Origin of the sequence: Pseudomonas sp. Root562 (assembly GCF_001427125.1) — a bacterium.
Taxonomy (GTDB): Bacteria; Pseudomonadota; Gammaproteobacteria; order Pseudomonadales; family Pseudomonadaceae; genus Aquipseudomonas.
The window spans coordinates 178,885-194,112 of sequence record NZ_LMGK01000002.1 but is presented as its reverse complement, the minus strand read 5'-3'; the positions used below and the strand labels follow the sequence as shown (position 1 = coordinate 194,112).

Sequence of the window (15,228 nt, the reverse complement as noted above, 5' to 3'; positions counted from 1 at the left end):
CGAGACCCTTTGCTATGGAACACCAACCTCTAACCCACCCGGTGAGTGCCGTGCCCACGCGCGCCAATCGCGGTGTTTCGCCGACCGCGCGTGCCTGGTTTTTCCTGACACCGTCGATGCTGTTTCTCGGCGTGCTGATTGCCGCGAGCCTGTTGGTACTGCGCATGAGCGTGGGCACCAAAGGCGCGGAATGGTCCGGGTTCAGCCTGGCCAGTTACGCCCAATTGCTGGAACCCTACTACCTCAAATCCCTGATGCTGACCCTGCGCCTGGCGTTGATCAGCGCGGTGATCGCCGTGATCCTGGCGATCCCGGTGGCCTACACCATGTCGCGACTGACCTCACCGTTCGTGCGTCGGATCTTCCTGGCGGCGGTGCTGTTGCCGTTGTTGGTCAACCTGTTGCTGCAAAGCTACGGCTGGCTGGTGATTCTCGGCCCGGGCGGCATGCTCAACCAGGCACTGATGGGGCTGGGCCTGATCAAGCGTCCCATCATGCTGCTGTACAACCAGAACGGCGTGTTGATGGGCCTGGTGCAAACCGCGTTTCCATTGGCCGTGTTGCCGATCGCCAGCGCCATGCGCGGTGTCGCCCGCAGCTACGAAGAAGCCGCCGCGACCCTCGGCGCCAGTCGCTTCCAGGTGTTCCGCCAAGTGGTATTGCCAATGAGCCTGCCGGGGATCATTACCGGTGCAACGTTGGTGTTCGCCTACAACGCCAGCAGTTTCGTGGTGCCGCTGCTGCTCGGTGGCCGTCGAGTGCCGATGCTGGCGGTGATGGTGCATGACCAGATCGCCCCGCTGATGAACTGGCCCGCCGCATCCGCTGCCGGTGTGGTGCTGATCGTCACGACACTGGCGATCATGACCTTGTCCGAATACATAACCGGCCGTCGTCGACGCATGCTGGAGGCTTCGCAATGAGTACCCTGACCAAGAAGCGTTATGGGCTGTTGCCCGGCGAGACCGGCAAGTTCGCCGGCATCCTTTCCGGCTTCATTCTGCTGCTGGCGGTGCTGCCGATCCTGACCATGATCGTCATGTCCTTCAGTGGCGCATCGAACCTTGATTTCCCGCCGAGCAGCTACAGCCTGCAATGGTACAAGGCCGCCTGGCACACCTTCGTCTCGCCGGATTCCAGCGACGTGTTGAGCCTTGGCCAGGCCATGACCACCAGCCTCATGGTGTCGTGCCTGACCATGGTCTTCGCCACGATCATCGCGGTGCCGGCAGCGTACGCATTGACCCGTTGCGAGTTCCGCGGCAAGGCCGTGGCACTGCAACTGATGTCGTTGCCACTGGTATTCCCGATGGTGGTGTTGGGGCTGGCATTGTTGCTGGTGTTCGACAGCCTGCCGTTCCACATGACCACCTCGCGATTGGTGATTGCCCACGTCATCCTGGCGTTGCCGTTCGTGGTGAAGAACTGCACGGCGGCCATGCTTTCCATCGGCAGTGAAGTCGAGGAGGCCGCACAGATGCTCGGCGCCTCACCGCTGCGGGCGATTGTCGATGTGGTGGTGCCGTTGATGAAGTCGGGGATCCTGGCGGGCATGCTGCTGGCGTTCATCGTCTCGTTCAACGAATTCACCGTGACCTATTTCCTCTACACCATCGATGTGATGACCGTGCCGATCTGGATGTACAGCCGCACTGTGTCTTCGCTCGACCCCACCGTTTTTTCGTTTGCCGTGCTGATCGTGTTGATCGACTTTGTCCTGATTTGGGCACTCGAAAAACTGGTCGGTGAAGGTGGCGTTTCGTTCTGATTTCTTGAGGTGATTCTTATGTCTGGTCTGATTTTGGAAAACGTCGAGAAACATTACGGCTCGGCCTGCGCGGTAAAAGATGTAAACCTGCATTTGCCCGAGGGCAAACTGGTGTGTTTCCTCGGTCCTTCGGGCTGTGGCAAAACCACGTTGCTGCGCATGATTGCCGGGCTGGAAACCCTGAGCGGCGGCGAGATACGCCTCGACGGTGAAGACATTGGCCATACCCCGGCGCACCTGCGTAATTTCGGCATGGTGTTTCAGTCCCTGGCATTGTTCCCGCACATGACGGTAGGGGAAAACATCGCCTACCCGCTGAAACTGCGTGGGGTCAGCAAGGCTGACCAGCAGGCGCGGGTGGTGGAGTTGCTGGAGTTGATCCAGCTGCAACCGATGATCAATCGTCCGGTCGCCAAACTCTCGGGCGGCCAACGCCAGCGCGTGGCGATTGCCCGGGCGATTGCTTCGCACCCGAAAATCCTTTTGCTTGACGAGCCGCTGTCGGCGCTCGATGCCAAGTTGCGTGAGTCGATGCAGGTGGAAATCCGTCAGCTGCAACAGCGTCTGAACATCACCACCATCATGGTCACCCACGACCAGCGCGAGGCCATGACCATGGCCGATATCGTCGTGGTGCTGGGTGAGCACAAGGTGCAGCAGGTGGGTACGCCAATCGAGATTTACCGTCATCCGGCCAACGAATTCGTTGCGGATTTCATCGGCTCCGGCAATATTTTCCCGGCCACGGTACTGGGCAACGGCCAGGTCAGTTTGCCGGGCGGGGACGCGCTGAAGGTGCCAATCTGCAGCAGCATCGTGGTTGGCGAGAAAGTGAAGATGCTGATCCGCCCGGAAGACCTGCAACTGTCGGCCCCTCAGGCCACGGCGGGCAACCGCTTGCTGGGCAAGGTGACGTTTGTGCGCGATATCGGCGCGACCATCGAGACGACGGTGGAGTGTTCCGGGGTGACGTTCACTGCGCTGAGCACGCCGTGTCAGGGATTCGGTTTGAGCGTCGGGCATCCGGTGTCGGTGACCCTTCCTGCCGAGGCTTGTCGGGTACTCGGCGCCTGATCCAGGGTTTGTATTGCCTCAAATGGCCTCATCGCTGGCAAGCCAGCTCCCACAGGGCTCGGCGGTGTTCACACTAACGTGTGACCACCCACAATCAGTGTGGGAGCTGGCTTGCCAGCGATGGCGTCAGCTGTAACAACAAAAAATCTGGATCAGACGCTCAAACGCAACCGCGCCAAATCCCTCAAGGGTGGAGCCCCGAACAACCGACTGTACTCCCGGCTGAACTGCGAGGGGCTTTCATACCCCACGCGATACCCGGCCGCCGAAGCCTCCAAGCCTTCCGCCAGCATCAAACGCCGCGCTTCCTGCAGGCGCAGCTGTTTCTGATACTGCAGCGGACTCATCGCCGTCATCGCCTTGAAGCGGTGGTGCAGCGTCGACACGCTCAAGTTCACCTCTTTGGCCAGATCATCGATGCGCAGTGGCTGTTCGAAGTTGCCATTGAGCCATTTGATCGCCTGGCTGATGCGATGGCTCTGGCTATTGGCAATGGCGATTTCGTACAACCTGTGCCCCTGCTTGCTGCGCAACAGCCGATAGAGAATTTCCCGACGAATCAGGGGCGCGAGCATGGCGATGTCTTTCGGCGTGTCGAGCAAGCGTGCCAGGCGTAGCACGGCGTCGAGCATCGCGCTGTCCAGCCGTTCGACGTACAAGCCGCGTCCGGTCGGGCGGGTTGGCACACCGATCGGGCCGGCGTCGGCAATCAGCGCGGAGATTTCTGCGGGGTCGATGTCCAGCCGCACAGCCAGGATCGGCTCCTCGGCCGAAACATTCACCACTCGACCACTGAGCGGCATCGAGACCGAGACCACCAGGTAATTGAGCGGGTCGTAATTGAAGAACTCATCGGCCAGCCGTACTTCCTTGCGGCCCTGGGCCATGATGCACAGCGCGGGTTGCGCGAGCACCGGGGCGAATTCGTGGTTTTGACTATGGCGTGACATGAACAGCGAGCCCACAGCGGTGGCATAACTGCCATCTTCCGCGGTGTTGCGACGAATGATCGCCGCCAGTTCCGCACGCTGTTTCTCCATCTCGATGTCCAGCGCAGCTTCAAAGTGATCGAGTGACGACATGCAAGGCATCCTCGGCAAGGTGAAGGGGCAAAGCATATGTTTGTGCAAGCCGCGGTGGTAGACACATTCTGTCGAATGCTTGCCTGATTCTGCATGAGGATGTTTTTTCGACCCCGCAAGCGAGAGCGTAGAGCCCCAAAGTTGCTTGAAACTCAGAAGGCAGAGCCGTGACAGTGTTTTACACAATGTTGCAGGCAGCCCGCGTACTTTCGCAGGATTGTGCAACGCGGCGGCAGAAATCGACTAACGGAAAACCCGCAGTGGCCCTTAACCTTTGATCCTGTCGCAGCCCGTCCCCCGGCTGCCACTCGACTCCCCGGGAGGGTTGAACCATGTCCAAGCAGATCCCTGTCAGTCATATGGCTTTCGTTCGAGCGCGCGCCGGGCGTTCACAAGAACTCGGTTTGCGCCTGAGCGCGTTGATCGAGCCGTCCCGTGCAGCGCCAGGCTGCCTGAGCTTTACCTTGCAACACTCACAATGCGATCCGGATCTGTGGCTGGTGTCCGGCTTCTGGAGCAATCAACAGGCGATGACCGCGTATTTCAACACCCCGGCCATGGAGATTTTTGCCGAGCTGGTGCATGAACTGGTGGTCAACAGCCTGGATTTCCATACCTTCAAGGATGTCTCGCAGGCGCAGGCCTTGCGTCAGTCCGGGGTAGCGGTACACAAACTGGCCGGTTGAGGGTTTAATGGCTGCATTCTCAACCAGCCAGGATGCGCGACATGGCACGCAAAGCCTTTGAAACCTTCGAAGCAGTATCGGCCGTAATCCCCCGTGAAGGCGGGTATTACGCGGCAATCGCGACCAAAGCCATTGGCGGCTCCGGTGCGCCTCGTTTCAACAAACTGCTGGAAGAGCAGACCTTCAAGACCGCCAAGGAAGCGGACGAAGCCGCCGCCCTGCAACTGACCCATCTCAAGGGCGTTGGCGAAGACGGCGAACTGATCTGGTAATTACTTCACCGCTCCCGGGCGGTACATTTTGAACAATGCCTCAGGTCCCAGCTGGAAGTAATCCGCTGGCCCGCCGCCGCGCAGAATCGGTTCTGCCGCGGCGGTGTCGTATACCCCATCCTTCAGCAGCCATTTGGCGATATGCACGGCGACCACTTCGCCGAGGATCAGCCAACTCGGCACCACATCGCCGTCCGCTCGTTGCAACTGAATGATCTGCGTGACCTTGCATTCGAAAGACACCGGGCTTTCGGCAACTCGCGGCACCTGAATGATTTTCGACGCCACGGGGGTCAGCCCGGACAATTCGAATTCATCGACTTGCGGCTCGACCATGGCGCAACTCTGGTTCATCTGTTCGGCCAATGGCCGAGTAGCCAGGTTCCAGGCGAACTCGCCGGTCTGTTCAATGTTGTTCAGGCTGTCTTTGCGCCCGACGCTGGAGAACCCGATGATCGGCGGAATGTAGTTGAAAGCGTTGAAAAAGCTGTACGGCGCCAGGTTCAAGCGGCCTTCGGCATCCTGGGAAGAAATCCAGCCGATGGGGCGCGGGCCTACGATCGCGTTGAATGGATCGTGGGGCAGGCCGTGGCCGTTGCCGGGTTCGTAGTAGTGGATGTCGTCGGGCATAGGCTTTTGTTCCTGAGGACTTGATTCGCAAGAGCGTCATAGTGCAAGGGCAAACCGCTAATTTCCAGTCAGAAAAAAATCCTGTAGGAGCGAGCCTGCTCGCGATGCGGTCCGTCATTCAACATCTCAATCGACTGACAGTCAGTCATCGCGAGCAGGCTCGCTCCTACAGATTTTGTGATCAGTGCACAAATTTTCAATGCTCTGGAAAAGACCAGGCCCGGCCGAAGCCGGGCTATGGTGCCGTGGATTGGGATTTAGCTGACGGACGCACCGCCGGTGCGGTCATAACCATCTTCAGCGACAGTGGCGCCGCCGGTGCGGTCGTAGCCGTCTTCAGCAACGGTGGCGGAGCCAGTACGGTCATAGCCGTCAGCGGCGACAGTAGCGGAGCCGGTGCGATCGTAGCCATCTGCTGCAACGGCGGAACCGGTGCGGTCGAAACCGTCGGCGGCGAAGGTGTTGGCGGCCAGTACGGACAGGGCGATGGCGAGGAACAGTTTGGTTTTCATCTTCATTCTCCAGATTCTTTGGCGTGGTGTGTCTTGGGCATGGGTTTCATGCTACGCCAGTTAAACTGATTAAAAAGCGCAAAATAATGCTAAAAACAATCGATTAAGTAGATATTAAAGCCGTCAGACGGTTCCGCTTTCAGGGACTGAATGGGCGTATCGCACTTGATCGATCAGGCCGTTTGAGGATGGTCAGCAAGCATTAACTCGTGATTAATCTGCCGTGGTGTGTCGTTAACAAATTGTTTAATCAATGGCCGCGAATGTCGGCAGTGTGTTTTTCAAAAAAAAGGGCAGACCCGAAGGTCTGCCCTTTTTGCTGAAGCGCGCCTGGACTTAGTCCGTGACGATCCGCGAATGCTTGCGGGTGTCTTTCATGGTGATGTACACCAGCAACGACACGGCGATGCACGCGGTGACATACCAGTAGTAACCGGTTTCCATGCCGATGCTCTTGAACCACAGTGCGATGTATTCAGCGGTACCGCCGAAGATCGATACGGTCAGTGCGTACGGCAGGCCCACGCCCAGGGCGCGGATTTCGGTAGGGAACAGTTCGGCCTTTACCACGGCGTTGATCGAGGTGTAGCCGCTGACAATGATCAGTGCCGCCATGATCAGGAAGAACGCGCCCCACCAGGTGGTGATGGTGTGCAGGGTAGTGAGGATCGGCACGGTGAACAGCGTTCCCAGAATGCCGAAGGCAATCAGGATCGGCCGACGACCGATTTTATCCGACAGCCCACCGATGACCGGTTGCAGGCACATGAACAGGAACAACGTGGCGGCGGAAATGGTGGTGGAGTCGGAGATGCTCATGCCGACGGTGTTCACCAGGTACTTCTGCATGTAGGTGGTGTAGGTGTAGAACGCCAGCGTACCGCCCATGGTCAGGCCGACCACGGTCATCAGTTCCTTCGGATGGCGCATCAAGGTGCGCATGGCGCTTTCCTTGGCCTTTTCTTTCTTGGTGAACGATTCGGTTTCTTCCATGCCGCGACGCAGGTAGAGCGCGACCACTGCGCACAGCGCGCCGATGGCGAACGGAATGCGCCAGCCCCAGGCGTACAACTCTTCGGTGGTCAGCAGGTTCTGCAGCACGATCAACACGCCCAGTGCTATGAGCTGACCGGAAATCAGGGTCACGTACTGGAAGCTGGAGAAGAAGCCACGACGCTCCTTGGTTGCCATCTCGCTGAGGTAAGTGGCGGAGGTGCCGTATTCGCCACCCACCGACAGGCCCTGCAGCAACCGGGCGAATACCAGCAGGATCGGCGCACCGATACCGATGGTTTCATAGCCAGGGCTCAGGGCGATCAGCAGCGAGCCGAAGCACATCAGGTAGACGGAGGCCATCAGGGCCTTTTTGCGTCCGACCTTGTCGGCGTACAGGCCCATCAGCCAGCCGCCGATCGGGCGCATCAGGAAGCCCACGGCGAAGATCGCCGCGGTGTTCAGCAATTGTGCAGTGGTGTCGCCTTTGGGGAAGAAGGTCTTGGCGAAGTACAGGGAGAAAGCGGCGTAGACGTACCAGTCATACCATTCGACCATGTTGCCGACGGAGCCACTGAAGATCGATTTGATACGGCTGGAGGTGGTGCGTTGTTTTGTCGACACGGCAGCCGACCCACGGGGCAGGGAACTGGAGTTATCCATTGAAGGATCCTTCGTTTAATTATTTTATGAGGCGCGCGTAAACGCAGGCTGCCGGGGCTATAGCAGGAGCTGTGCCAACGGCGAGAGGGCCGGTTTAGAAGGGGTAGGCAGGTTTTATGAGCGGAAATCCGCTTATGGCGTGCAGGGCGAGAAGCGGATTTCCGCCGAAACAGATCGTTCCTACGCTCCGCGTGGGAATGCAGCCCGGGACGCTCCGCGTCCCAAAAGCCGAACGCGGAGCGTCCGTTGAGGCATTCCCACGCGGAGCGTGGGAACGATCAAAAATGAGGTCTGTCCAGACGCTACAGGAACATCTCTCGGGTCAACCCGTGCCGCTGCATCTTTTCATTGAAGGTCCGGCGCGGCAGTTGCAGTTCTTCAAGCACCGATTTCACATCGCCTTTGTGCCGCATCAGCGCCGCGCGCAGGCACTGCGCTTCAAAAGCCTCCTGTTGCGCTGCCAGTGACTGCCCGGGTTCGACGGCCAACAGCTCCGGCTCATCAAGGCCCAGGACCTGGCGCTCGGCGACGTTGGCCAGTTCGCGCACGTTGCCCGGCCAGTCATGACTCAGCAGATGGCTCAGCTGCGCGCCGCTCAACGGTGGAAATTTGCGTCCCAGGCGTTCGGCAGCGTTCTGCGCGAAGGATTCGAACAGCAACGGTATGTCTTCACGGCGTTCGCGCAAGGGCGGCAGACGCAATTGAGCGACGTTCAACCGATAGGCCAGATCTTCGCGAAAACGACCGGCCCGCGCTTCATCAAGCAGGTCCGGTTTGGTCGCGGCGATGATGCGCAGGTCTACCCGGATACTCTGGTTCGAGCCCAATCGCTCCAGCTTTTGTTCCTGCAACACCCGCAGCAGTTTCACCTGCTGCGCCAGCGGCATGCTTTCGATTTCATCGAGGAACAGCGTGCCGCCGTCGGCGTATTCGAGCTTACCGATACGCTTGCCTTGTGCCCCGGTGAACGCACCGCTTTCGTGGCCGAACAGTTCGGCTTCGAACAGCTGCTCAGGGATTGCCGCGCAGTTGAGCGCGACAAAGGGTTTGTCGGCCCGTGGGCCGAAGTCGTGCAGGCAGCGGGCAACCAATTCCTTGCCGCTACCGGTTTCACCGCGGATCAACACATTGACCGGCAACGACGCCAGATCCAGTACCTGTCGACGCAAAGTCTGCAAGCCACGGGACACACCGAGCAGTGTGGCATCGAGCTTGGCGCGGTTGTCCGCCTGCTCATGCAGGGCGCGGTTTTCCAGTACCAGGCGACGCTTGTCCAGCGCCCGGCGCAGGCTGCCGAGCAAGGTTTCCGGGCTGAAAGGTTTCTCGAGAAAGTCATAGGCGCCATCGCGCATGGCGTCGACGGCCATCGGTACATCGCCGTGACCGGTCAGCAGTATCACCGGCAGGTCAGCGTCGCGGCGTTGCACTTCGGCCAGCAGTTCCAGGCCGCTCATTCCGGGCATGCGCACGTCACTGAGAATCACCCCGGCAAAATGCCTGGGCAGCTGCGCCAGGCACTCTTCGGCGCGGCTGAACAATTGCACGTCAAAACCGGACAGGCTCAGCCATTGCTCGACGGCGCTGCGAATGCTGCTTTCGTCGTCGACCACCATCACAGAATTGAGCATCAGCCTTGGGCCTCCAGGTCGATCGGCAAGGTCAGGGTGAACACTGCGCCATTACCGTGATTATCCGCGGTCAATCGCCCGCCCGCTTCGTGAACGATGGCGAACGAAACGGCCAGGCCGATGCCCAGCCCATCGCCCACGGGTTTGGTGGTGAAAAACGGATCGAACACCTTGGGCAGATTTTCTTCTGCGATGCCGCTGCCATTGTCGATGACGCTCAGTCGCCACAATTGTTCATCAGCCTGGAGACGGATTTCCAGGCGTTTGCAGGGTTTATCCTGCATTGCATCGAGGGCGTTGCGCAGCAGATTGATCAACACCTGCTCCAGGCGAATCGCATCCCCGCGCACCCATGCCGGACGCGTCATATGCAGCACGGTGCTGACTTGCTCGTCGCGCAAGCGAGTGTCGAGCAATTGCAATGACTGGTCGACCACCGCCGCCAGGTCCAGGCGTTCGCGCAAGCCGCTGGGGCTTTTGCGGGCGAAGGTTTTCAAGTGCCCGGTGAGGGCGGCCATGCGGGTCAGCATGTCGTCCAGCGGTTTGAGCGCCTGGTACGCTTCATCGACGCGGCCATGATCGAGCAGCAGACGCAAAGTAGCCAGTTGCATGCGCTGGGCCGTCAGTGGCTGATTGATTTCATGGGCCAGTGCCGCCGACATCTGACCGAGGGCGGCGAGCTTGGCTGATTGCACCAGGCCTTCCTGGGCGGTGCGCAAATCGCGGGTGCGCTCCTCCACCAGTTGTTCAAGTTCTTCGCGGCTGCGTTGGCGTATCTTCGCCAGGCGCCAGCGCTGGTGGAGAAACAGCAGCAGAAACACCACCGTCAGCCACAACCCGGCAGCGGCAAGCGCGGCGTTGCGGCTGTCCTCGAAGGCCACCTGCGGACGGCGCAGCAAGTGCAACGTCCAGCCTTCGGCGGCGAGCGGCAGCGATTCCCACAGGTAATCGGCACGGCCGTCCGGGCCATTGACCCGTGTCAGCGCACTGTTGTCGTCGAAGTGGCGCAGCACTTGGTAGTCCAGCGGCATCAGCGGTTGCTTGTCGTATTGGCGGGTCGCCTTGAGCTCGGCGTGATCGCTGGCAGTGAGTGGCTGTAAATGGCGATAGCGCCATCCCGGTTGATTGGCAATGAAGATGACCCCGCGGGCGTCGCTGACCAGCAACGTGTCGCTGCCCTGGCGCCATTCGCGTTCCAGTTCCGGAAACTCCAGTTTCACCACCATGGCGCCGAGAAACTGGCCGTCGTCGTTAGTGACGGCGCTCGACAGGAAGTAACCGGGAATGCCACTGGTCACGCCCACGGCATAAAAACGCCCGGTGCCTTGGGTGCGGGTCTGGCTGAAATAGGGCCGAAAACCATAGTTGTGGCCGACATAACTGCTGGGCAAACGCCAGTTGCTTGCCGCCACGGCCAGCCCCGTACGGTCGAGCAATTCCAGGGTCGAAGAGTCGGCCGCACCGTTGATTTTTTCGAGTTTACGGTTCAGCACATCCTGCTGCTCGGGGCTCACCGGGCCTTTGAGGGCGTCGCGCAATTGAGGGTCCAGCGCCAGCACCGAGGGCAGGGCGCGGTAACGTTCGATCAGCGTATGCAACGATGTGGCATACAGCGCCAATTGCTGATTGGCCCGTGCCGCGTCTTCGATCATAGATTGGCGCACGGTATGGCGCATGGCCAACGTGGCAACGAGGGCGGCGCCGGCGATGATGACGACGGTATAGACCGTCAGGCGCAAGGGGCGAGAAAACTCGAACATGCTGCATTACACACGGGGGAACGGAGGGGGCGCACCATAACATGGCCACGCGATCCCCTGTAGAAGCGAGCCTGCTCGCGATGGACGTCAACGATGACGCGGGCTGCCTGAATGAGCGCGGTGCCTTTGCGTCCATCGCGAGCAGGCTCGTTCCTGCAGGGGAGTGTGGCAATAAAAAAGGCGACAGGAGCACAGCTCCGGTCGCCTTTTCCTGCGGGGCAGTCTAAGCGCTTACTGCACTTCCACCGCCAGGCTTTCACTGATCTTTTGCTGCCAGATGGCAGGACCGGTGATGTGTACCGACTCGCCCTTGCTGTCGACCGCAACGGTCACAGGCATGTCTTTTACGTCGAACTCGTAGATCGCTTCCATGCCCAGTTCGGCGAAAGCCACTACGCGGGATTTCTTGATCGCTTGCGCCACCAGGTAAGCCGCGCCGCCGACTGCCATCAGGTAAACGGCTTTGTGGTCCTTGATCGCGTCGATGGCGGTCGGGCCGCGCTCGGATTTGCCGATCATGCCCAGCAGGCCGGTTTGCTCGAGGATCTGACGGGTGAACTTGTCCATCCGCGTTGCGGTGGTCGGGCCAGCCGGGCCAACCACTTCTTCGCGCACCGGATCAACCGGGCCGACGTAATAGATGAAGCGACCTTTCAGATCGACCGGCAGGGTTTCACCTTTGTTCAGCATCTCGACCATGCGCTTGTGCGCAGCATCGCGGCCGGTGAGCATCTTGCCGTTGAGCAGGACGGTTTCGCCCGGCTTCCAGCTCTGCACTTCTTCCGGGGTCAGGGTGTCGAGATTGACGCGACGGGCCGACGGGCCTGCTTCCCAGACGATTTCCGGGTAGGCATCCAGCGGTGGCGCTTCCAGCGAGGCCGGGCCGGAACCGTCGAGCACGAAGTGCGCGTGACGGGTAGCGGCGCAGTTCGGGATCATGCACACCGGCAAGGACGCGGCGTGGGTCGGGTAATCCATGATCTTCACGTCGAGCACGGTGGTCAGGCCACCAAGGCCCTGGGCACCGATGCCCAACTGGTTGACCTTCTCGAACAGCTCCAGGCGCATTTCTTCGATGCGGTTCTGTGGACCACGGGCCTTGAGTTCGTGAATGTCGATGGACTCCATCAACACTTCCTTGGCCATGACGGCGGCTTTCTCGGCGGTGCCGCCGATGCCGATGCCGAGCATGCCTGGTGGGCACCAGCCGGCGCCCATGGTCGGAACGGTCTTGAGCACCCAGTCGACGATCGAGTCGGACGGGTTGAGCATGGCCATCTTCGACTTGTTTTCGGAACCGCCGCCCTTGGCCGCCACGTCCACTTCCACGGTGTTACCCGGAACGATGGAGTAGTGGATCACGGCCGGGGTGTTGTCCTTGGTGTTTTTACGAGCGCCCGCCGGGTCGGCGAGGATCGAGGCACGCAGGACGTTTTCCGGCAGGTTGTAGGCACGACGCACGCCTTCGTTGATCATGTCGTCCAGGCCCATGGTCGCGCCATCCCAGCGCACGTCCATGCCCACGCGGACAAACACGGTAACGATGCCGGTGTCCTGGCAGATCGGACGGTGGCCGGTGGCGCACATGCGCGAGTTGATCAGGATCTGCGCCATCGAATCACGGGCCGCTGGCGATTCTTCGCGCAGGTAGGCTTCGTGCATCGCCTGGATGAAATCCACGGGGTGGTAATAGGAAATGAACTGCAGGGCGTCGGCAACGCTCTGAATCAGGTCGTCTTGCTTGATCACGGTCATGAGTCGCGCTCCTCTAAAAGACGGGAACATTCAATAAGGTGCTTGCAGCTTGGGTGCATCGGTCGGTTGCAAGCACCTTTCAAGGCACGCCGGGCATGCTGGCGCGACGCTAAAAAGGCGCGGCAGTATAACGCGCCTCGTCCAAGGGCACACGCGCCGGTAGTCAAACGTTGGTCGCATAGGCAGCCGCGTGAATCCAGGTGATTTTTCAGCCATGGATTTGACGCCATTTATCCGACCGAAAATTGAATGGTCATTTATCGGCCGCCCCACTAAAGTGACACCCGGTCTGTAGAGTAGGACGCTCTGTCAGCCTTCATTCGGTGAGTCAACGATTGACCCATAACGCCATCCAGCGACTGTTGCTCAAACGTTTTGCCCTGGCAGCCGGCACCTATGCCCTGGCTTTGCTGTTGCTGTGGCTGGCGTTTTTTACCGGTCACTATCAGCAATCCCTGGCCAGCGTGGCCATCGGCAGCGCACTGGTGGTGATCAGCCAGGGCACGTTGTTCGCCCTGTTCTATAGCGGCTGCAACCTGCGCTTCGCCGACCCCAGCCTCACGGAAGCTCAAGTGCTGATGGGGCTGGGCTGGCAAACCTGGTCGATCGCCCATCTGGACGACGCGCGCGGGGCGTTCCTGGTCTTTTATGTGCTGATCCTGCTGTTCGGGCTGTTTCATCTGTCCCGTCGCGCGTTTTTACGCTGCGCGATGCTGGTGTTCTTCAGTTTCAGCGCCATTACGCTGTGGGAGGGCTATCACTTTCAGCTGGCCGACCCGGCGCTGACGGCGTTGCAGGTGTGCGTGCTGTTGATCGTGTTGATCTGGCTGGTGCTGTATGCCGGTTACGTCCAGGCTTCGCGACACCGTATGCGGCAGCGGCGCTTTGCGTTGCAGGCGCATCAGGACACGCTGCGCGGGATGATGCGCCAGCTCGAAGACCTGGTCGCCACCGACGAACTGACCGGCCTGTTCAATCGCCGGCACTTCCTGCGCCTGGCCTCCCGTGAACTCAACGCCATGGACGCCGGCGTCAGGCATGGCCTGGCGCTGATCGACCTCGATCACTTCAAGCGGATCAACGATCTGCACGGTCATGCCGCGGGCGATCAAGTGCTGCAAGCCTTTGCCGGCGTGGCCACTGCATGCCTGCGTGATGGCGACGTTCTGGCCCGCTACGGTGGCGAAGAGTTTGTGGTGTTGTTGCCCGATTGCGATGCCGACAGTCTGACCGCCTGCTGTGAGCGACTGCGGGTTGCATTTACCGATGTCGAGTTGCTCGGCCTGAATGTCGGCAGCCTCAGTCTGTCGGCGGGCATGACGTTGCTGGAACTGGGCGATGACCTCGACGACGCCTTGCAGCGAGCCGATCAGGCGCTCTATCGCGCCAAGCGTGACGGTCGTAACCGTTGCGCGGCGGCGTGGGAAAACGTCGATGCCTGAATTACGTGTCGGTGATCGCCAGTGGTCGGTGGCGGCGGGCAGTAATCTGCTTGATGCACTGAATCAGAACGGCGTGGCGGTGCCCTATAGCTGTCGCGCCGGCAGTTGCCATGCGTGCCTGGTGCAGTGCGTGCAAGGCTTGCCGAGCGATAGCCGCCCCGATGCCTTGAGCGCGCAGCAACGCCAGCAAGGTTGGCGTCTGGCGTGCCAGTGCCAGGTGGTCGAGGACTTGCAGGTGCACACCTTCGACCCGCAGCAGGATGGGCGCCCGGCCGAGGTCGCGGCGCTCGACTGGTTGAGCCCCAACGTACTGCGCTTGCGCCTGATCCCGCAGCGGCCATTGCGTTATAGCGCCGGGCAGCACCTGGTGTTGTGGGCGGGTAATGTGGCGCGGCCATACTCCCTCGCCAGCCTGCCCGAGGATGACCGGTTTCTCGAATTTCACCTCGATTGTCGCCTGCCGGGTGAGTTCAGCGATGCAGCACGTCAGTTGAAAATCGGCGATCCGCTGCGCCTCGGCGAATTGCGCGGCGGGGCGCTGCATTATGACCCCGATTGGCACACGCGACCGCTGTGGCTGATGGCCGCCGGCACTGGCTTGGGACCGTTGTTTGGTGTGCTGCGCGAAGCTCTGCGTCAGGATCACCAAGGCGAAATCCGCGTCATTCATCTGGCCCATGACGCCGACGAGCATTATCTGGCCAAGCCTCTGCAGGCCATGGCGGCCAGCCGCCCGAACCTGAGCATCGAGCTCTGGACCCCGGCCGGATTACCCGCGGCGCTGGCGCAACTGCGGCTTGTTTCGCGGCAAACCCTGGCCCTGCTCTGCGGAGCGCCGGACAGCGTCGACGCCTTTGCCCGGCGCTTGTACCTGGCGGGATTGCCGCGCAATCAACTGCTGGCCGATGTGTTCCTGCCACGTGGTTGAGCCGCAGACGTTGACCGGATTTATCAAGCGGCACT

14 protein-coding genes are annotated in these 15,228 nt (G+C 60.5%); 7 read left to right on the top strand and 7 right to left on the bottom strand.

Features of this window, described 5'->3' with window-relative positions; genetic code table 11:
* Positions 1–14 precede the first annotated feature (14 nt).
* The 3 genes from ASD60_RS03785 to ASD60_RS03775 are packed head-to-tail and all read left to right on the top strand — an operon-like array spanning position 15 to position 2,842.
* Entirely contained in the window at positions 15–923 is a 909-nt protein-coding gene (locus ASD60_RS03785; RefSeq protein ID WP_056852707.1) for an ABC transporter permease, read from the top strand.
* A complete protein-coding gene (locus tag ASD60_RS03780; protein WP_056852706.1) occupies positions 920–1,768 on the top strand; it encodes an ABC transporter permease in 849 nt (282 codons plus the stop codon). The genes ASD60_RS03785 and ASD60_RS03780 overlap by 4 nt, the downstream gene beginning before the upstream one ends.
* An 18-nt stretch (positions 1,769–1,786) precedes the next feature.
* Positions 1,787–2,842 carry an ABC transporter ATP-binding protein gene (locus tag ASD60_RS03775; protein WP_056852705.1) on the top strand — a complete coding sequence of 352 codons (1,056 nt, stop codon included), beginning with the start codon at positions 1,787–1,789 and terminating at the stop codon, positions 2,840–2,842.
* A gap of 152 nt (positions 2,843–2,994) precedes the next feature.
* On the opposite strand, the gene ASD60_RS03770 is transcribed toward ASD60_RS03775, so the two are convergent.
* The gene (locus ASD60_RS03770; protein ID WP_056852704.1) at positions 2,995–3,924 is read right to left on the bottom strand and encodes an AraC family transcriptional regulator; all 930 of its coding nucleotides are present in this window, start codon (positions 3,922–3,924) and stop codon (positions 2,995–2,997) included.
* 332 nt (positions 3,925–4,256) lie between these two features.
* Between ASD60_RS03770 and ASD60_RS03765 the strand changes: the two genes are divergently transcribed.
* Together ASD60_RS03765 and ASD60_RS03760 are read left to right on the top strand one after the other, a co-directional pair.
* Positions 4,257–4,610, top strand: a complete 354-nt coding sequence (locus ASD60_RS03765) for an antibiotic biosynthesis monooxygenase family protein (protein ID WP_056852703.1) — start codon at positions 4,257–4,259, stop codon at positions 4,608–4,610.
* A 41-nt stretch (positions 4,611–4,651) separates the two neighbouring features.
* The gene (locus ASD60_RS03760) at positions 4,652–4,882 is read left to right on the top strand and encodes a hypothetical protein (protein ID WP_056852702.1); all 231 of its coding nucleotides are present in this window, start codon (positions 4,652–4,654) and stop codon (positions 4,880–4,882) included.
* Here the strand turns inward: ASD60_RS03760 and ASD60_RS03755 are convergent, their stop codons facing one another.
* The 6 genes from ASD60_RS03755 to ASD60_RS03725 form a co-directional block, all read right to left on the bottom strand.
* On the bottom strand, positions 4,883–5,512 hold the full coding sequence (locus ASD60_RS03755) for a flavin reductase family protein (protein ID WP_056852701.1): 630 nt from the start codon (positions 5,510–5,512) through the stop codon (positions 4,883–4,885).
* Between the two features lie 257 nt (positions 5,513–5,769).
* Complete coding sequence (locus tag ASD60_RS03750) at positions 5,770–6,024, bottom strand: hypothetical protein (RefSeq protein ID WP_056852700.1); 255 nt, start codon at positions 6,022–6,024, stop codon at positions 5,770–5,772.
* 336 nt (positions 6,025–6,360) lie between these two features.
* Positions 6,361–7,680 (bottom strand): MFS transporter, encoded by a 1,320-nt coding sequence (locus tag ASD60_RS03745; protein ID WP_056852699.1) that lies wholly within the window; start codon positions 7,678–7,680, stop codon positions 6,361–6,363.
* Positions 7,681–7,982: 302 nt separating this feature from the next.
* Entirely contained in the window at positions 7,983–9,308 is a 1,326-nt protein-coding gene (locus ASD60_RS03740) for a sigma-54-dependent transcriptional regulator (protein WP_056852698.1), read from the bottom strand.
* Positions 9,308–11,068, bottom strand: a complete 1,761-nt coding sequence (locus tag ASD60_RS03735) for a sensor histidine kinase (protein ID WP_056852697.1) — start codon at positions 11,066–11,068, stop codon at positions 9,308–9,310. Before ASD60_RS03735 ends, ASD60_RS03740 begins: the two co-directional genes overlap by 1 nt.
* Before the next feature lie 231 nt (positions 11,069–11,299).
* Positions 11,300–12,823 carry a fumarate hydratase gene (locus ASD60_RS03725; protein WP_008061943.1) on the bottom strand — a complete coding sequence of 508 codons (1,524 nt, stop codon included), beginning with the start codon at positions 12,821–12,823 and terminating at the stop codon, positions 11,300–11,302.
* Between the two features lie 335 nt (positions 12,824–13,158).
* Between ASD60_RS03725 and ASD60_RS03720 the strand changes: the two genes are divergently transcribed.
* Entirely contained in the window at positions 13,159–14,265 is a 1,107-nt protein-coding gene (locus tag ASD60_RS03720) for a GGDEF domain-containing protein (RefSeq protein ID WP_056852695.1), read from the top strand.
* Complete coding sequence (locus tag ASD60_RS03715) at positions 14,258–15,193, top strand: iron-sulfur-binding ferredoxin reductase (protein WP_056852694.1); 936 nt, start codon at positions 14,258–14,260, stop codon at positions 15,191–15,193. Before ASD60_RS03720 ends, ASD60_RS03715 begins: the two co-directional genes overlap by 8 nt.
* Positions 15,194–15,228 lie beyond the last annotated feature (35 nt).